We start from the raw sequence: 18109 nt of genomic DNA, 5'->3' as shown, positions 1-18109 counted from the left end.
AAATGTTACTCTATAAGCTTGGTAAAATCCGACTAGTTGTCATCGATTTTCAGGACGGCCATAAAGGCTTCCTGCGGCACTTCGACGCTGCCGACCTGCTTCATGCGCTTCTTTCCTTCCTTCTGCTTCTCGAGAAGCTTCCGCTTCCGCGAAATATCGCCGCCGTAACACTTGGCGAGCACGTTCTTTCGCATCGCCTTGACCGTCTCGCGGGCCACGACCTTCGTCCCGACCGAAGCCTGGATCGGCACCTCGAACATTTGCCGCGGAATGAGCTCGCGCAGCTTCTCGCAGATGCCGCGTCCGCGGTGGTACGCGCGGTCACGGTGCACGATGAAGGAGAGCGCGTCGACCTGCTCCCCGTTCAGCAGGATGTCCATCTTCACGAGGTTGGAGCGGCGGTAGCCGGACAGCTCGTAATCAAAGGAAGCATAGCCCTTCGTGCCGGACTTCAGCTGATCGAAGAAGTCGTACACGATCTCGGACAGCGGAATTTCATACGTGATCGTAACCCGGGTCGTATCCAGGTATTCCATGTTGACGAATTCTCCGCGCTTGTTCTGGCACAGCTCCATGATGGTGCCCACATAATCGTTCGGCACGATGATGGCCGCCTTGACGTACGGTTCCTCGACGTATTCGATTTTCCCGATTTCCGGATAGTTGGACGGGTTGTCAATTTCGATCGTGTCGCCGTTCGTCAGCGTAATGCGGTAAATAACGCTCGGCGCCGTCGTAATGAGCGGGATGTTGAATTCGCGTTCGATCCGCTCCTGGATAATTTCCATGTGCAGCAGTCCGAGGAAGCCGCAGCGGAAGCCAAAGCCGAGAGCGCTCGACGTCTCCGGCTCGAAGCTCAGCGAAGCGTCGTTCAGCTGCAGCTTCTCCAGCGCCTCGCGCAGGTCGTTGTAATCGGACGTCTCGATCGGGTACAAGCCGCAGTATACCATCGGATTGATTTTGCGGTAGCCTGGCAGCGCCTCGGGTGTCGGATTCTTGGCATCGGTGACCGTATCGCCGACCCGGGTATCGCCTACGTGTTTGATGCCCGCCACGATGAAGCCGACATCGCCGACCTTCAGCTCGTCCACGATCGTCATCCGCGGCTTGAACGCGCCGACTTCGATGACTTCGAACGTCTTGCCCGTAGCCATCATCTTGATTTTCGAGCCCGCTTTGATGCTGCCGTCAATGACGCGCACATACACGATGACGCCTTTGTAAGGATCATAATGCGAGTCGAAAATGAGCGCCTTCAGCGGCTGATCCGGATCGCCGTTTGGCGGCGGTACCTGCCGGACGATCTGCTCTAAAATCTCTTTGATGCCGATGCCGGCCTTCGCCGAGGCCAGAACGGCATCGCTTGCATCCAGACCGATAACGTCTTCAATTTCCTGCTTCACGCGGTCCGGATCAGCGCTCGGCAGGTCGATTTTGTTAATGACCGGAAGAATCTCCAGGTTGTTATCCAGTGCCAAATAGACGTTGGCCAGCGTTTGCGCTTCGATTCCCTGGGCGGCGTCCACCACCAGCAGCGCACCTTCGCAGGCGGCCAGGCTTCGGGAAACCTCGTACGTAAAATCGACGTGTCCGGGAGTATCGATCAGGTTCAACAAATATTCCTCGCCGTCATCGGCGCGATAAGTCAGGTGAACGGCCTGAAGCTTGATAGTAATCCCGCGCTCGCGTTCGAGATCCATCTGGTCCAGCACCTGATCCTGCATTTCGCGCGAGGTGAGGGCGCCCGTATACTCAAGAATACGGTCCGCAAGCGTCGACTTGCCGTGGTCTATATGGGCGATAATGGAGAAATTTCGAATGTTCTTTTGCCTTGCTTGTACGTCTGTCATGCCTTACCCCCAAAAACAGCCTGATGTGTAATCAATTCATTATAACAGTTGGAGGAAAGGCCAGCAATCCCACCTGCTCGCATTATTCCGTTACGTTGCTGAAGAGGGAGACGACGAGGCGAATTCCCTTTTGGGACAGCTCCTGCAGCAGACCTGCCGTCTTATCCGCCAGCACATCGACCGTCGGGGTGCCGCTCTGGTCCACCAGCAGCTGCTCGGGTGTCTTCTCATGCCAGTCCTGGACCTCGACCTGTTCCTGCTGCGGCTGCTCGTCCGCCGCCTTGAACCGGTTCGAGCTTTGGCGCGGCTGGGAAGGCTGCTGCGGAGAAGCACCCTGCTGCGGCCCCGCCTGCACAGCGGCAGCCGCCGTCTGCGCCTGCGGCCCGGGCGAAGGAGCATCCGGACTGGCCAGCTGCATGCCGACCAGAACGCCGATGCCCGCCCAAATTCCAAGCACGCACACTTTTTTAGCCCATTTTGACATGATCATACCTCCCGTGCACTCTTAGCTTTTATTATCCTTCTTGGCGGGGGCCGTTTGACCGGCACTGGCCTTTTCCGCCTTTTGATCCGCGTAATAGACGTCGGCGATCGTCTGTGCCAAAACTTCCGACGTCCGCTTCAGCTCCGCATCGGTGCTGTCGATCCCGCCGACCTCGATCAAAATGCTGTTCTCCGACAGCGACTGGTTATATTCCCCGTTGCCCATGGAGGAATCCTTCCCCCAAATGCCGCGGGACAATCCGGGATAGGCCTTTTCCAACCGTTCATGGATGGAATTGGCGAAGGCTTCGTTTTTGCGCCAGTTTTTGTTGCCGTGCCCGATGATGAAGAAGACCTGCGCGTAGCTTTTACCGTTAATGTCTTTTGTCGTCCGGCTGTGCCCTTGAGAATCCCGGTGAATGTCGATCAGGTATTTCATGCCGCTGTTCCCGCTCATCGCTGCCTTCACCGTCTCACGGGAATATTTATAAGAAAAGTTATAATTATAATCGGCTACCGTCGTCATGTAGTCCTGCTCCGAGTGGGCGGTCCCGATGCCAAGCTGTTCCAGCTTTTTGGCCATGTAGCTTCCGACCAGCATGACGTTTTGCGAAGGAGACGTAGAGCTGGGGTTGTCGCTGGTTTTGCTCAGCAGCGGATTGTACGCCTCCCTCGGATGGGAGTGATAGATCAGGATCGATTTGTTTTTGGAATTCACCGCCGAGGATTGTCCCGAGCCTCCATGGTCCTTGGCAGGCGATCCTTCACCGGAACCCTTCTTGCCGCCTGCTTCCGGCTCTTGAACCGGCGGGTCATTCGGCTCCATCGCCGTGTCTTTGCCCGAGCCGGCGTTTTTTCCGGGATCAGTCTCGGCCTGACCGGCACCGTTCTTCTGGGGATCGGCTGAAGTGTTATTGCTTTTTCCTGCCGTATCCGTTTGTCCCGCCGTTTCCGCAGGCGGATTATAATCTTCGGGAGGAACGACGTTGTCATTGCCTGCCGAATGCCTCAGCAGGACCGGATCGTTCGCGCCCATGCCCGGCATTTCCCGGGCCAGCAGGCTTTTCGGATCCTTAGGGTTGACGCTGGTCAGCATCTGGAATACGAAAGTCGTCATGTTTTCCCCGGAGAAGGTCGAGTTCCCTTTTTCTTTATTCAGGTGGGGCAGCTCCATGCCTAACATATCAATGAAGAAATTGCTTGATACGGAGCCGGCGAATCCTTTCATGGAAGAAACCGGAGAATCGTTGATTTTCTGCTCGGCCATCCCTCCTAATCCCAGAAGCAGGAAAAACAGCAGCGATCCGACCACCAGCAGCACAAAGGTACGTCCCATAGACAGAATATACAGCAGTCTGGCTCTCCATTTGCCGATATTCCAAAGCTGAAAACCATTCCTCTTCATTCTGTTGTCCTCCTGAAATCTCTTATACTTCAACTCTATGAGCCGGAGAGATTCGATAGAACCAAAAAAAGAAAGCCCGATAGATTCGGGCTTCCTCATTATGATAGAAGAGAGAGGAGGGGCTGCACCTCTTAGTGGGTGTAGGCCCCCGTGTTTCCGGGGTCTACCGCGTCGTGCAGCGCGGCGTTCAAGCCGCTCGCGACAATATTGGCGATATCTTCGATAAATTCGTCAATCTCTTTCGGCGTGACGATCAGGTCGTGGCCGAGCGGTTCGAGCACTTCCTTGACCAGAACTAGGCGCTCCTGCTCATTGATATCGTCCAGCATCCCCATGATTTGCCGGGTCTGGTTCGTCTCCTGGCCGAAATGATTCTTCATCATTTCCATGACATTGTTCACAATTGTCGACGCGTAGCATACGGTCGGGACGCCGATGGCAACGACCGGAACGCCAAGCACTTCCTTGGTGAGGCCGCGGCGCTTGTTGCCGATGCCCGAGCCCGGATGAATGCCGATGTCGGCGATTTGGATCGTCGTGTTGACGCGCTCCAGCGATTTGGACGCCAGCGCGTCGATCGCGATGATCAGATCCGGCTTCGTCCGTTCCACGATGCCCTGCACGATCTCACTGGACTCGATCCCGGTCAGTCCAAGCACCCCCGGGGCAATGGCGCTGATTTCCCGGTATCCCGGGGCCACCTGGTCCGGCATCAACTGAAAATACTGCCGGGTGACGAGAACGTTCTCCACCACAAGCGGTCCCAGCGAATCGGGCGTCACATTCCAGTTGCCAAGCCCGACGATGAGAACCGTCTGTTTCTTCTGAATGCCGATGAGCGCCAGGAAATCCTCAAACTCCCGGGCGAAGGCCTCGGCCACCTGCTCCTGCAGCTTCGTGTCCCCGTTGCGGAGTCCGGGAACCTCCAAGGTAACGTAATGGCCCTTGACGCGGCCAATAGCCTGGGAACCCGCCTCATTCAGCACGTTAAGTCGGGTAATCTTGATGCCGTCCTTCTCCGTGATTTCTTCATCAACCCCCGGGATCGGTCCGGCATGTCCCGCCATTTCCCTGGCATCGACCGCCAGGTCGGTCCGCACGGAATAGCGCTGCAAATCCAACTCCATATATATCTGCCTCCTTTGGCTTGTTATGGATAGTTTGCGGGAGCGGCGGCCAGTTTATGCAAAACCTTTTACACCGGACACCGTTTATACGCTGCCGGTCGATGCGCCTCTTAAAATCCAAACCTTTGGAACGCGATGATAGTATTGCTTTTTAGAGTACCCCATGCTAAACTATTTTAAGTTGTGAATCATTTCGAGCTATTCGAATGCCTTACAGGAGGTGAATGCAATGCCAAACATTAAATCCGCCGTTAAACGCGTGAAAACAAGCGACAAACGCCGTGCGCTTAATGCTTCCCAAAAATCCGCGCTTCGTACAGCTGTGAAGGCTGCCGATTCTGCGCTGACGAATAATGAAGTCGAAGCTGCTCAAGCTGCTGTTCAAGCTGCATCCCAAAAACTGGACAAAGCCGTAACTAAAGGCCTGATCCATAAGAACGCAGCCAGCCGCAAGAAGTCCCGCCTGGCGAAAAAACTTAACGCTCTCAGTGCACAAGCCTAAGGGAGCGCTATCCATACGATGAAATGGAAAAGTCCTGAGCAGCTCCCAAGCTGATCAGGACTTTTAAATTTTGTGGATCGAATGAACTGAAGAAATGAATATAGTCGCAAAAAAATTTCCGATAAACGCGTACAGAGCTGCCAACGCCATAGCGGCGTGCCTTTTGCTCTTTTATATAGCACGGACAGCCATGTTCGAAGCAGCCTCACGAAGCAAGTGTACAACCCATGTGCTGTATACTAGGTTTAACAGGAGATGACGTCTATGGAAAGCTGGAAGAAAAATCTATGGGTTTTATGGTTCGGCTCGCTGATCGTGTCCTCAAGCTTCTCGATGGTGGTACCCTTTCTTCCCTTGTTTCTGATTGAAATCGGTGTCACGAAAAACATTGAGATGTGGTCCGGCCTGCTGTTCAGCGCAGCGTTTTTTGCGGGAGCGCTTTCATCCCCGTTCTGGGGATCCGTCGGCGACAAATACGGCCGCAAGCCGATGATCATCCGCGCAGGATTTGTGCTGTGCATCATTTATTTGCTGACGGCGTTTGTCACGCATCCGGTGCAGCTGCTCATCCTGCGTATTTTGCAGGGGCTTCTCTCCGGGTTTATTCCCGGGGCCATTGCCATCGTCGGTACCAACACCCCGGAGAAAAGGGTCGGCTACGCGCTGTCCACCATGTCCACGGCCACGGCAACGGGAAGCATCATGGGGCCTCTGCTCGGCGGCGTGCTCTCCAAGGTGTTCGACAACCGGCTGGCCTTCGGCAGCGCGGGCGTGTTGTGCTTTTTGGCCACGCTGCTCGTTATCTTTTACGTCAAAGAGGAAAAGTTCGTCCCGAGCAAAGGCAAACTTTCGGTGTTTAACACGCTAAAGCAGGCCGCTGTCAACAAAATGCTGATGATCGTTCTGGTGCTCACCATGGTGACGCAGTTCTCGGTCATGACCATCGAGCCGGTGCTCTCCCTCTATATTGTGGAGATCGGCCACTCGGCGTCGGATGCGTCCATCCTGGCAGGCTTCATCTTCTCGCTTGTCGGGATCGCCAGCATCATTTTCGCCCCGCGCTGGGGCAAGCTGGCCGACAAGGTCGGGTTTCAGAAAATACTGATGATCGGCTTGTTTGCCGGAGGCGTCGGTTCGCTGCTGCAAATCCCGTTTCATAACATTTGGGCGTTCTCGGTCGTCCGCTTCCTGTACGGCTGCTTCTTCTGCGCCGTGTTCCCGGCGCTGAACGGGCTTGTCGTCCGGTCTACGCCGAGCGATTTCCGCGGAAGGGCCTTCAGCCTTAACCAGACCGCGAACCAGCTCGGCGGCATGTTGGGACCGCTTGCAGGCGGTGCAATCAGCGGTGTGTTCAGCATTCATACCGTGTTCCTCATCACGGGGTTATTCCTGCTGCTGACGATGGGCCTCGCCTACTGGTCCCAGCGTTACGGGAGCTTGTCCGCTCAGCAGGCCTCGACTAAAGCTATAGACGGCTAGAATCGTTTGTGTTTCGCCATAAGATTGATCCGAACCATGAAACCATTTAAAATAGCCCCCGCTGCCGTTCTTCCGGTTTGGGGGCTGTTTGCCGTCATGAACCAGGATACCTGAAACAGCCCCTTGCAGCCGTCCGGCGATCACGCCGTTGTCGTATATTCCGTGCCGCCCGAAGCGGGTTCACCTTCATGGATCACCAGACCGATCCCCGCTTGGCCGAACAAATGCACCGCGTTCTCATAGCCGCGCTCAATATGCTCGATGCCCGTGATCCGCGTCGCCTGCTCCGACTGCAGGCCGGCCATGATCAGGCAGGTTCCCGCCCGTACATCGGTCGCATGGGCGTAACCGCCGTGCAGCGGTCTGCCGCCTTTAATGATGGCATAGCCGTTCCTCGCCTGAATATCGGCCCCAAGACGGTTTAATTGGGCGACATGGCTGAAACGGTACGGGTATACTTTTTCCCTGACGGCACTGTAGCCCGGCGCCTTCAGGAGCAGGCTCGTAATCGGCTGCTGCATGTCGGAATTAAACACCGGATACATGCCCGTCCGTACCCGCGTCGGTTTGATATTCCCCTGGCTGCTGGCGATGATGTAATCGTCACCGCTTTCAAATTCAATGCCGATTTCGCTCAGCTTGGCCATGATGGACCGCACATGCTCGGGAATGACCTGCTTCAGGGTCAGCGTGCCGCCCGTGATGCCCACCGTCATCATAAACGCCCCCGCAATGAGACGATCCGGGATCACCCGGTACCGGCATCCCGTCAGAGACTTCACGCCGCGTATACGGATCGTATCTGTGCCGGCTCCGGTGATGTCGGCTCCCATCCGGTTCAGCAGCCGGCAGACATCCACCACTTCCGGATCCGTCGCGCAGTTGTGCAGATGGGTTATTCCCGCCGCCAGCGATGCAAGCAGCACCGCATTGATCGTTGCGCCGGATGTCAGCAAATCGAAGCGGAAGTCGGTGCCCGTGAGTTTTTCCGCGGATACCGTGTACTGCTTCTCCTCCAGCGTCACGTCCGCCCCGAACGCCTTGAATATTTTCATATGCTGGTCAATCGGCCGCTCCACGAAATTGTCACCCCCCGGATAACCGAGCGTCACCCGCTTGTACTTACTGAGAAGTCCCCCGATCAGATAATAAGATGCGCGGAACGAAGACGTCAGCGCCTGATCGAGGACGGATGAATGAATCCGGGATGAATCCACGACAAAATGGCCGTCATCATTTTTGCTCACCTGCAGGCCGATGCGGCTTCCGATTTCTCCAATGGCACGGATATCGTAAATATCCGGAATGCCCTCCAGTATTGTCGGTGTGTCTCCAAGAACGGCAGCGGCAATGAGGGCGAGGGAACTGTTCTTGGACCCTGGAATGACCACGCTCCCGTCGAGCGGGCCTCTCTGCTTCACTTCTAACCAGCGCATGCGAACTCCACCATTTCTTTATAGTTTTTGGTCTGGAACAATCATAAGGTAGAATATGCTGCACACTTGCCGGAGGACAATCTGATTTGGAGAAATAGCCTCGCACCCCGGTTACGATACCATAACACGCCTCCTTCCCGTCTTCAGCATTTATGGATTCACATGGGTCTATTTTTATCTATAATAAGATTGATCCACAGGAATGTGAGGTGCATATAACGTTGGAACTGCTTCAGCTTGAGTACTTTCGTACAGTAGCCCGATTGGAACATATGACCGAGGCTGCTGGGGAATTACATGTCACCCAATCTTCGCTCAGTAAGACGATTCAGCGGTTGGAAGAGGACCTTGGCGCCCCTTTATTCGACAGAAACGGCCGGAATCTGCGGCTAAATGCGTTTGGCCGTTCTTTTTATCAACGTGTCGAGCGGGCTTTGTTTGAATTGGAGGAAGGTAAACGCGAAATCGCGGATATGACCAGTGCTGATTACGGAACACTGACACTGGCTGTGAACACCGCCTATATGCTGCCGGATATCCTCAACCGGTTTCGTGAAATTCGGCCGCAGGTTCAGTTCCGTGTAGAGCAGTTGGGAACCCATGAAATGGAAACCAAGGTAAAGAAGGGTGAGGTTGATTTTTGTTTGTCTTCCCCACCCATTCAGGGCAGCGAACTCGTATGCGATGTCGTTTTCCAAGAGCAAATCTATGTGACCGTTCCAGCAACCCACCGGCTCGCGGGCAGAAACCGTGTTCGTTTATCCGAACTTAAGGAAGAACGGTTCGTCAGTTTAAAAAAGGGTTACGGGATCCGCGACTTGATGGATCGTTATTGCGAGCAGGCCGGATTTGTACCCACTAACGCTTATGAAGGCGATGAGCCCGCAACCTTAGGTCCCTTGGTCCTAACCGGACTTGGCATTGCCTTTATACCCGAATCCGCATTGCAAGCAGGGTCACGGGTCAACGTGGTTTGCCTGCAAATCGAGGATCCGGTGTGTACACGGGAAATTGGGCTGACAAGACATCAGAGCCGCTATTTTACAAGTGCAGCCAAGGAATTTCGCCAAGTCATCATCGAGCACTTCCGGAACATGGCTCAATCCGATACATAGCCCCGTTGTGTCTATTTAAAAAATGGCTCAGGGTGAACCACTGGCTTATTCCGGCTGGTTGGATGTTTTCATTCCGACTTCAAACGGTGTGGTAATCCCTTCATAGGACAAGTGCATCGTCATTCCCTTTTCGGCATGCCATAAATTATGGCAATGGTCCATCCAGATCCCCGGATTATCTGCCTGAAAAGCAACCTCATAGACTTCACCGGGTGCTACATCCAGCGAATCGGTCCACCAAGGGCTTCCGGTCGTTGGTTTTCCGTTCCGGCTGAGGACGAGCATCGTATGCCCATGAAGATGCATCGGATGATGATCCCAACCGCGGTTGATAAAAGTGGTTTTTACCCGTTCACCTTCTTTGACCGTTAACATTGGTGTGTCCGGAAAGACGCGTCCGTTGATGGTATATAAAGCGTATAATTTACCATTATAGAACCCCAGGCGCGAATCCAAAACGATTGTGAAAGTGCGGTCAAACTTGCTGTGGATGCCAAAAGGAGCCGGTTGTTTCTCCCCATATGCCCCCGGGTCAAAGACTGGAATGTTTTCATTTATAACCGGGGCTGAATGGGTGACCGCCCCACTAAAGACGATCCCCGGGGTGACGCCTGCCTCACTTCGGCTGCTCAATTTTACAGGCGTTTTTGGCATCGTAAATAAAATATCATATCGTCCGCCGCCGGCGATCAATAGCTTCCGATCCTTTATAGCGGTTGGCGCGTGAACTTCATTGCCGTCAATCGCCGTCACTTTGAACGGGACACCCGATAATTGGAACGTTTGCGGGTAGTTCTGGGCGTTAATGATGCGCAATTTGACCTGGGTGCCGGCAGGCATCGTTTGACGGTCCAGTGTGTCCTTTAACCCATAAGTAGGGGTTAATGCGCTGCCGTCCGACAATTGCCAAGCGTGACTTAGTACGGTGATGTCCTTTGTATTCGGCTGGGCAATATCGTTTGGTTCGACGATGAGCGAACCGAATAGCCCTTTGATGACTTGTTTTGCCGATTGTTGATGGGAGTGGTACCAATACGTTCCCGCTTGTTTGGCTTCAAAACGGTATACATGCGTTCCCCCAGGCGGTACGGAATCTTGGGTCACCCCGGCAACTCCGTCTTCCGCATTCGGCACATTATAGCCATGCCAATGAACCGTCACCCCATCTTCAATATCTTTATTTTTCAAGACGACTTCAACGATCTCCCCTTGTTTCACGCGTAATTCCGGCCCCGGAGCCATCCCGTTAAAGGTCCAAGCCTCCATCGTCTTGCCGGAACTTAATTTCACTTGTTTTTTCTGGGCGACCAATTCGAAATGGCGGTTAGCCTTTTCGGTTTGGGGACCCGTTAGTGCCGTTACACTTATTTCTTTAACATTCATGGCATTTTTCATGGTATGGTTCACGGAATGGTTCATCGCTTGCATATCCATGTTGTGATCCATGCTTCCCATATTCATATGGTCAGGCAGCACGGATGCTTTCATCGATAAGGCGTACCAGCCGCCAATAAGGATCGCAAGGCAGACAAAGGAGATTACAGCATGTTGCAGTTGGGTAGATACCGTCATAGAATGATTGGTGCTGATCCGTTTTTGGCTTAGGCGCTGCTGCCGAAACCACAAAACAACGATAACCGCAGCGAAGGACAGCCATAGCATAACGGCATTCAGGACATTTAACTCAAACGGGTAAACCACATAAGAAAAGTAAAAGCCTGCGATCGAACTGATCAGAGCAGCTTGCACGGGAAGCATGAGCTTGGGTGAAGATAACACCTTTCGATCCGTTTCATCTACAGTGGATTGAAGATTGTCCGATATTCGGCTGGTGATCTTACGGAGGATCGAAAGGGATACAAGTGTGGAGATCGCCGAAGGAATGAACAACGGCATGGTAAGAAGGACCTTCTCTTTTATAAATTCCCATCCATAAGTCCCTAATAAAAACAGGATGACGACTTCGGCAATGACCAGCCCTTGAGCGATAAATAAAGGGATCATTAACCGGGCGATACTCCGCTGCAGCTCCTTATTTGTGGACCGGTAGGGTAGACGGCTCAGACGATTCGCGATCACCCCCCACAAAACAATCAAGAGAAACAAGACGATACAATCAACCAGATAGATCAGTTTGAACATGATAACAAGCTCCTTTCTCTATAAAAGACGAGAACATATACTGATGTAAACCCATCATAATGAACTTCATTCATTTATTCCAACGCATTTAAATCCATGAAATTATGGATTTGAAGGAATGAATTAATCGAATAAAAAACACCGCCCTCACGCTCTAAAGCGCAAAGACGGTGCCTCCTTAACATCTATTCGATTATGCCGCTCTACCCCGCCAGTCTGAGCAGGAACAGCTCCAATCCGAGCACTTTATCGATGGCCCCGGTCTTCATCTGGTAATCGAGATCCCCGAGCCTGCTGAGAATCGCCTTGAGCTGGTTCGGCTGGAACTTGCGTGCCTGCTCCCCGGCAATCTTGACCGCATAAGGATGCAGTCCAAGCTGGGAAGCGATTTGCTGCTGTGAATAGCTTTGGCCGCCGAGGTCCTTCACCTGCAAAATAATGCGGAACTGCCGGGCGATCAGCGCCGCGATCTTGATCGGCTCCTCCTTCTGCTTCAGCAGCTCATAGAAGATGCCCAGCGCCTGGTCCAGCCGCAGATTGGCGATCTCCTCGACGAGGGCGAATACGTTCTGCTCTGTACTCCGCGCCACCAGCCGGTCCACGATGTCCGTTGTCACCGTGCCGCCGCTTCCAGCGTACAGGCACAGCTTGTCCACTTCGGCTGCAAGCGTCTGCAGCTGTGTGCCCGCATGGCGGACCAGCATTTCCGCCGCCCCCGGAGCGAGGCTGCATCCACGCTGCTTGGCCTTCTTCTCGATCCAGCGCAGCAGCTCATCGCTGCCCATCGGCATAAAGGAAAGCGCCGTGCCGGCGCTTTTGACGGCCTTAACGACCTTTTTGCGCTCATCCAGCTTCTCGTTGTTCACCAGGAAGATCAGCACGCTGTAATCCGCCGGATTGCCGATGTACTCGAGCAGTGATTCCATGCGGTGTTCGACTTTGCCCGAGTCCTTCCCTGCGGTAAATACAGCTGCGTCCCGAACAAAAATAAGCTTTCGCTGCACCATAAAAGGAATCATTTCTGCCTCTTCCACGACTTCCTGGATCGGGGTTTCGGCCAGATCATAGTGTACGATCGCAAAATCCCGCTCCTCCTTCTGCAGCAGCTGGTCCTCCATCAGTGAGGTAAATTCATTCATCTGGTATTTCTCGGTTCCGTACAGGAGGTAGACCGGCGATACGTCACCCTGCCTGATCGCTTTCACCGCCGCCTTTACATCCATTGCTGCTCCCCCTTCTCTCTATCCATGCCCATGGATATCTGTGAATCCCGTCCGCAAGGTACATCGTTCCCATGCCCCATCCACCCGGCTGCAAAAGCGCTACATCCATTCTACCAAAAACGGCGGGGAAGAAAAACAGGCCTCCCCCGGCAGGCCGAATCACGGCGAACGCACAACAACAAAAGGACCCCTGCGGTTCGCATAAGGTCCTTTTGTTCCAGCACATCTATTATAAACACCGGCGTGAAAAGCTCTAGAAACTTAACCGCCGGTGGTCATACGACGTTTTGGATCATGCGTAATATAACCTATTCCATATCTCTATCATGTGTGCATGCTTAGCAGCACATTTTTTTATGTTTTTGTCTTCAGGCAGCTTACGGCGTGGAACCGTCCTGTTTGCCCACCTGATACGTCTGGCTTACCGTCGCGCCGCTGGCATCCGTGGTCTGGTACGTAAACACGGTGCTGTCGGCAGACCATACCCCCGATACCCACGTTCCCGGCAGATCAAGGGTACTCACCTGCTTGGAGCTGCCATCCGAAGTTAGGCTGTAGATGACCAGCTTTTTGTTTTCGACGGAGGCTGCATACTGGCCGTCAGGAGAATACAACTTGTTCGAATCTTCTTTAGGCTTGATGGCCATAATGCCCATTTGTTCCGACGTGTCCCCTTCTTGAGATCCGTTAACCTCAGGAGCAGTGCTATCCGCCGCTTGACCGCCGTCTCCATCCGGAGGAGCAATGTCCTTCTGGACATCATCCTGTTTCGGAGGCGTGCTTTCCGTATCGGCCGGAGCGTTTAGAGCCGCCTGGCCTCCATCCCCTTCCTGCATACCGGTGCTATTGTCAGCCGATTCGGTGGACCCGGCTTTGCCGGCATCGTCCTGGCTGCCGGTGTCCGTTTTCCGGCTGATCTCCGGATCCTGGGCCGGCGTGTTGGACAAGTCCTGCTTCTGCGCATAGGTCTGGGCTTCTTGACCGGCCGCCTTGTCGCTCGCGGCAGCGTCGCTGCCCGCGTCTTGGCTCTCGCTGAGCTGCGAAGAATCCGTAGATGCCGGCGTTTGCCCTTCGGAAGGGTCCTGCGCGGGCTCGGAAGAACCTGCATCTTGTTCGACAACGTTGCTCTTCGATGCTTCTGAGCCTGATGTCGCCGCCGAGTCCATGCTGCTGGCCTCGCTGGAGGCCGCCGTATTAACAGGCGGTTCTTCCGCCGTAGACAATTGCTTCGGGTTATAGTTCAGCACCGCCACCCCAAGAATGACTACAGCCGCCGCGCCTCCAAGGGCCGTACGTCCGGCTACCGTATTCCAGAACTTGCCCTTGCGGGCCGGACGGGACGGTACGGGTACCATCTCGGCTGAAGCCGGCATTTCTTCGAGCGAAGCGCTCTTCTCGTGGCGAGCCTGATCGATGGCATCCAGCTGAGGCATGATGGCATCGACAAGACTGAATTTAGGCGTTACTTTCGGCAAATCTTCGAGGTCTCTGGACAACGATTTCAGCAGCCGAAAGGTATCCGCACACTCCGGACATGTCTTCAAATGTTCATAGAGCTTGACGGTTTCCTCTTCGTCCAAGTCGTAATCCAAGTACCGGTGCATCCACTCCACCACCTCTGGACACTTCATCCTGATACACCACCTTTCTGATGCTCTTGGAGCATGTTCTGCAGCTGCTGTCTGGCCCTGAATAAATAGGATTTCACCGTATTCAGCGGCAGGTTGAGACAGTCAGCGATTTCATTGTAGGAGAAATCCTGCAAATATCTAAGGACGATCACAGTCCGGTGATGATCCGGCAGTTGATTGATGGCCTCCTGGATGTCCTGGGCCAAATAGGAGGATAAGACCTCTTTCTCAACATTCTGTTTGTCCTGAAAAACGAGCTCATGTTCGTCGATCGAAACCGTAGGTTTCGTCCGCCGGAACTTGTCGATACAGATGTTCGTAACGATCCGCTGTATCCACGTTTTAAATTGTGCCTTCTCTTCGTAGGAATCGATTTTGGTATAAATCCGAATCAGTGCTTCCTGGGAAGCGTCGAGCGCATCCTGCTCATTATTCAGAATATAAAAAGCTGTCCTGTAAACATGTTGTTCAATTTCTCTTAATAGGGTGATTAGAGCGTCGCGATCGCCCGATTGAGCGGCTCTGATGAGTCCCTGCTCTACCACAAAGGATCCCCCTCTCCCTGCAATCTTACAGACGTGTAAGACCAGCAAATTGTTGCAATTTGTAACCACATTTTTAAAGTTAGTGAAAAGGCAGGCCCCGGAAGTGCTTGCCTTTCCTAAAAAATACCGGATATAAGCTTCAACCGATAGCGGTTTTTTTCTTCTGCTTCGATCCACCCGTAATCGTTTGTCAAATCAGCTTCCCGTAAAAATCCGGGAGGTATGTACGTCAAGGGTGACACCACCGTTTTACTTCATCTGCCGATGAAAACCACAATTAAGAATACCAAATTCCAGAGGCGGAGTCACCTGTAGATTCTGCGGCCAACTTCATCATTCTAAGCGTTTTTCATAGACAAATCATTACGATTTTGTTATCAGCTTGGTTCTAACACGGATTTTCCCGGATTTTACCAAAAATTGGATTTCTCCCTGCAGATCGGTCCTGTAAACGGCCGCTCCTTCCTCGGAAATCCGCTGCAGCACATCGGCATGCGGATGGCCATACAGATTGTTCACGCCGGCCGAAATAACGGCTGCGGCGGGCTTCCACCGGCTCAGCCATTCCGCTGAACTGGCTGTCTTGCTGCCGTGGTGCGCGATTTTGATCACATCCACAGGTGCTTCCAGCATCTCGCTTGCGGTTTGCAGCGCCGGATCATCCACGGTTTGCCTATGATCCGCAACCGCCTGCCGAAGCCGGCCGGAATGCAGCGCCTCAAGAATCTCTGACTCGGACGCCTTGTCCATATCTCCGGTGAAAAGGAAGCGCCCCCCGTTCATTTCGAGCAGGAACACGACTGAATCGTGGTTCTGGTCCTTGACGACCGGCAGCGCCTCCTGATCGGTTTGCGACAGGATCGGGCCGAGAAAAGCCAGATGTGTCCGGCCGTCCGGGTCATATTCCATTCCTTGGTGAATGGCATAAATCGGAATATCCTTGTCTACGGCGGCAGCCATCAGCCGGTCGAAGGCAGCTGTGCCGGCCAGCGTCCCATTGAATAGAAACGCCCCGACTGGAATCTGTTCCAGCACCGCCTGCATGCCCCCGGCATGATCCTGGTCCCCGTGCGTCACGATGACCGCGTCCAGCTTATGAATTCCCCGCTTCTTTAATAATGGAACGAGAACCTTGGCGCCGACCTCAAACGGCTGCTTCCGCTCCTTCCAGCCGTCCTCCGCCTTGCGGAAGCTGACGGTTCCGCCCCCGTCGACCAGAAGTTGCTTTCCTTGCGGAGTCGTGATCAAAATACTGTCGCCCTGTCCCACGTCCAGCACCTGTACCGCTCCTGCCCCGTGAAAGCGCTGCGGCTGGTATCCTGCGTACAGAAGAACGATGAGTATGCTTAGTCCTCCAAGGGCTCCGGAGGCAAGCCGGGCTCTCGTCCGGGACGGCAGAGCCGCTGCCGTGCGGCGGGATGCAGGGGCCACACCCAGCGGCACGGTTTCGTCCGGCTCCGCTGCCATCTGCCGCCGGCCTAGCGCCCATTTTTTTCCGAAGTAGAGCAGCCCATACAGTGCTATAAAATAGGAAGCGATCCAAACCGGCGAAGGTGACTTCCAGATGGTCACGAATTGCGGATACCCGTTCATCCATTTCACCAGCCAAAAAGACAGATCGTCCAGCCACTCGGCTGCCGCCGCCAGCACCCTGCCCCCGGGCAGCCATAGCGAGCCAATGAGCAGCGCGGCCGTCCCCACAGGCAGAACGAGAAAGGTAATAAAGGGAACGAGCACGAAATTAGCCGCAAACGACAATAAGGAGAACTGATTGAAATAATAGATCGTCAGCGGAAAGGACACGAGCTGGGCAATGAGCGTAACGCCGACCGCACCGGCGATTCTGGACTGCAGAAAGGACAGCTGCGGATGGATCAAGGGAACATAGACCATCAGGCCTGCCGTCACGAGAAAGGACAGCTGGAAGCTTACGCTCAGCAAATAGTATGGATTCCACAGCAGCATGAGCAGCGCTGCCGCGCTGAGGATGTTCAATCCGTCCTTCAGCATTCCCTTTCTGGCTGCATACAGCCCGATCATGCTCATCATTCCCGCCCGCACGACGGACGGACTGACGCCTGATAGAAGAACATACAGGGGCACGAGCAGCATGACAAGCAGCAGCGACTTTTCACGGGACAGGCGCAGCAGGGAAAAGATATAGAGCAAGCAGCCCACGTACACGGCGACGTGCATGCCCGAGATCGCCAGAATATGGGTCAGGCCCAGTTGGGAAAACTCTGCGTAGGTTTCGGGGTCCAGGTCGTCTTGAAGCCCGATGATCAGCCCCTTCATATAACCGGCATGGGGTTCCTGGAAAATCCGGTCGATCATCCCGCTTAGGCTGTTCCTCGCCTGATCGTTCCAGCGCAGAAGACGGGTCATGCCGAAGCCTGACGGAGGTGAAGACTGGACATTGGAGGCGCCGGCGGCTTTGAACAACCAGTGAATTTTCTGAGTTACCAGGTACTGCCGGTAATCGAAGCCGCCAAAGTTCCGGGCGGGCTGCGGCTGCGCGAGACTGCCGGAAATCCGGACCCGGTCCCCCCGCTGCCATAGGCGGGCTGCATCCTGCTCCTGCCGGCTTTTTAGCTTGACTTGCACCATGACCTTTTCGGATACCTTCCGTTCGCTGCCCGCACTCGTTCCGGCTTCCCGTGAGTTGGGTTCGCCGCCGGCCCCGGTCCCGCCTGCGGATACCGCTTGCCGAACGCTCATGACAAAATCGGCACGGTCCCCGTCGACCTCAACGGCGGAGGCAATCATGCCTGTCATCCGGACATTGGCTCCGTCCATTCGGGCAGCATCAGCCGCCTGAAAGGCTTCAGGGAGCTTGGATATATTTGCGGCTTCCTGCAGCTCCCAATACGCTCCCGATGCCGTTAAGGCACACCAGATGATGATCACGGTTCGGAGGAAGCTTCGCCGGTACATACCGAGCGCTGCCAGCAGCAGCGATGCGCCTGCGAACAGGAGAAGCAGTCTTGATCCCGAGCAGGCATACGCCGCGCTGCTGCCGGCGATCCAGCTTACCGTGAAAACGATCAGCGGTCTTTGTTTCATATCACACACTTCCCTTCTTTACATAAAGGCTTCCGACGGTTTCTCATGCGCACTTCGTATGCGACCCTCTTTCCGGAAACCAAAAAAGGACCCCTGCCGGCAGCCGTG

At 54.3% G+C, this 18109-nt stretch carries 13 protein-coding genes; 3 read left to right on the top strand and 10 right to left on the bottom strand.

Features of this window, described 5'->3' with window-relative positions:
• Positions 1-32 precede the first annotated feature (32 nt).
• The 4 genes from lepA to gpr all read right to left on the bottom strand — a co-directional run bounded on the left by lepA (position 33) and on the right by gpr (position 4865).
• Positions 33-1850: a translation elongation factor 4 gene (gene lepA / locus FHS19_RS09430; protein ID WP_183581663.1), complete on the bottom strand. Its 1818-nt coding sequence runs from the start codon at positions 1848-1850 to the stop codon at positions 33-35.
• 82 nt (positions 1851-1932) lie between these two features.
• Positions 1933-2334 carry a hypothetical protein gene (locus tag FHS19_RS09425; RefSeq protein WP_183581662.1) on the bottom strand — a complete coding sequence of 134 codons (402 nt, stop codon included), beginning with the start codon at positions 2332-2334 and terminating at the stop codon, positions 1933-1935.
• A 21-nt stretch (positions 2335-2355) separates the two neighbouring features.
• Positions 2356-3738, bottom strand: coding sequence for a stage II sporulation protein P (locus tag FHS19_RS09420; protein WP_183581661.1), 1383 nt, complete (start codon positions 3736-3738; stop codon positions 2356-2358).
• A gap of 131 nt (positions 3739-3869) precedes the next feature.
• Positions 3870-4865: a GPR endopeptidase gene (gene gpr / locus FHS19_RS09415; RefSeq protein ID WP_183581660.1), complete on the bottom strand. Its 996-nt coding sequence runs from the start codon at positions 4863-4865 to the stop codon at positions 3870-3872.
• A 229-nt stretch (positions 4866-5094) separates the two neighbouring features.
• On the opposite strand from gpr, the gene rpsT reads away from it, so the two are divergent.
• Both rpsT and FHS19_RS09405 read left to right on the top strand, forming a co-directional pair.
• On the top strand, positions 5095-5367 hold the full coding sequence (rpsT, locus tag FHS19_RS09410) for a 30S ribosomal protein S20 (RefSeq protein ID WP_183581659.1): 273 nt from the start codon (positions 5095-5097) through the stop codon (positions 5365-5367).
• A gap of 264 nt (positions 5368-5631) precedes the next feature.
• Positions 5632-6846: an MFS transporter gene (locus FHS19_RS09405; RefSeq protein WP_183581658.1), complete on the top strand. Its 1215-nt coding sequence runs from the start codon at positions 5632-5634 to the stop codon at positions 6844-6846.
• A gap of 140 nt (positions 6847-6986) precedes the next feature.
• Here FHS19_RS09405 and murA read toward each other — a convergent pair whose 3' ends face one another.
• Positions 6987-8282 (bottom strand): UDP-N-acetylglucosamine 1-carboxyvinyltransferase, encoded by a 1296-nt coding sequence (gene murA, locus FHS19_RS09400; RefSeq protein ID WP_183581657.1) that lies wholly within the window; start codon positions 8280-8282, stop codon positions 6987-6989.
• A gap of 221 nt (positions 8283-8503) precedes the next feature.
• Here murA and FHS19_RS09395 point away from each other — a divergent pair, with 221 nt between their 5' ends.
• Positions 8504-9397 (top strand): LysR family transcriptional regulator, encoded by an 894-nt coding sequence (locus FHS19_RS09395; RefSeq protein ID WP_183581656.1) that lies wholly within the window; start codon positions 8504-8506, stop codon positions 9395-9397.
• Positions 9398-9442: 45 nt separating this feature from the next.
• On the opposite strand, the gene FHS19_RS09390 is transcribed toward FHS19_RS09395, so the two are convergent.
• The 5 genes from FHS19_RS09390 to FHS19_RS09370 all read right to left on the bottom strand — a co-directional run bounded on the left by FHS19_RS09390 (position 9443) and on the right by FHS19_RS09370 (position 18001).
• On the bottom strand, positions 9443-11539 hold the full coding sequence (locus FHS19_RS09390; protein ID WP_183581655.1) for a multicopper oxidase family protein: 2097 nt from the start codon (positions 11537-11539) through the stop codon (positions 9443-9445).
• A gap of 203 nt (positions 11540-11742) precedes the next feature.
• Positions 11743-12762, bottom strand: coding sequence for a DNA polymerase III subunit delta (gene holA / locus FHS19_RS09385; RefSeq protein WP_183581654.1), 1020 nt, complete (start codon positions 12760-12762; stop codon positions 11743-11745).
• A 377-nt stretch (positions 12763-13139) separates the two neighbouring features.
• Positions 13140-14393 (bottom strand): zf-HC2 domain-containing protein, encoded by a 1254-nt coding sequence (locus FHS19_RS09380; RefSeq protein WP_183581653.1) that lies wholly within the window; start codon positions 14391-14393, stop codon positions 13140-13142.
• A complete protein-coding gene (locus FHS19_RS09375; protein WP_076169765.1) occupies positions 14390-14938 on the bottom strand; it encodes an RNA polymerase sigma factor in 549 nt (182 codons plus the stop codon). Before FHS19_RS09375 ends, FHS19_RS09380 begins: the two co-directional genes overlap by 4 nt.
• 363 nt (positions 14939-15301) lie before the next feature.
• Positions 15302-18001 (bottom strand): DNA internalization-related competence protein ComEC/Rec2, encoded by a 2700-nt coding sequence (locus tag FHS19_RS09370; protein WP_183581652.1) that lies wholly within the window; start codon positions 17999-18001, stop codon positions 15302-15304.
• Between the last annotated feature and the right edge of the window lie 108 nt (positions 18002-18109).

The sequence above is a fragment of the Paenibacillus rhizosphaerae genome (assembly GCF_014192015.1).
GTDB classification, from domain to species: domain Bacteria; phylum Bacillota; class Bacilli; order Paenibacillales; family Paenibacillaceae; genus Paenibacillus_AQ; species Paenibacillus_AQ rhizosphaerae.
This window is presented reverse-complemented; position numbering and strand designations above follow the sequence as displayed.

Excerpts from the sequence above, each read along its gene's own strand:
- FHS19_RS09380 (WP_183581653.1), bottom strand. The coding sequence starts at position 14,393 with ATGAAGTGTCCAGAGGTGGTGGAGTGGATGCACCGGTACTTGGATTAC.
- FHS19_RS09390 (WP_183581655.1), bottom strand. The coding sequence starts at position 11,539 with ATGTTCAAACTGATCTATCTGGTTGATTGTATCGTCTTGTTTCTCTTG.
- holA (WP_183581654.1), bottom strand. The coding sequence starts at position 12,762 with ATGGATGTAAAGGCGGCGGTGAAAGCGATCAGGCAGGGTGACGTATCG.
- FHS19_RS09405 (WP_183581658.1), top strand. The coding sequence starts at position 5,632 with ATGGAAAGCTGGAAGAAAAATCTATGGGTTTTATGGTTCGGCTCGCTG.
- FHS19_RS09370 (WP_183581652.1), bottom strand. The coding sequence starts at position 18,001 with ATGAAACAAAGACCGCTGATCGTTTTCACGGTAAGCTGGATCGCCGGC.
- FHS19_RS09425 (WP_183581662.1), bottom strand. The coding sequence starts at position 2,334 with ATGTCAAAATGGGCTAAAAAAGTGTGCGTGCTTGGAATTTGGGCGGGC.
- murA (WP_183581657.1), bottom strand. The coding sequence starts at position 8,282 with ATGCGCTGGTTAGAAGTGAAGCAGAGAGGCCCGCTCGACGGGAGCGTG.
- gpr (WP_183581660.1), bottom strand. The coding sequence starts at position 4,865 with ATGGAGTTGGATTTGCAGCGCTATTCCGTGCGGACCGACCTGGCGGTC.
- FHS19_RS09420 (WP_183581661.1), bottom strand. The coding sequence starts at position 3,738 with ATGAAGAGGAATGGTTTTCAGCTTTGGAATATCGGCAAATGGAGAGCC.
- lepA (WP_183581663.1), bottom strand. The coding sequence starts at position 1,850 with ATGACAGACGTACAAGCAAGGCAAAAGAACATTCGAAATTTCTCCATT.
- rpsT (WP_183581659.1), top strand. The coding sequence starts at position 5,095 with ATGCCAAACATTAAATCCGCCGTTAAACGCGTGAAAACAAGCGACAAA.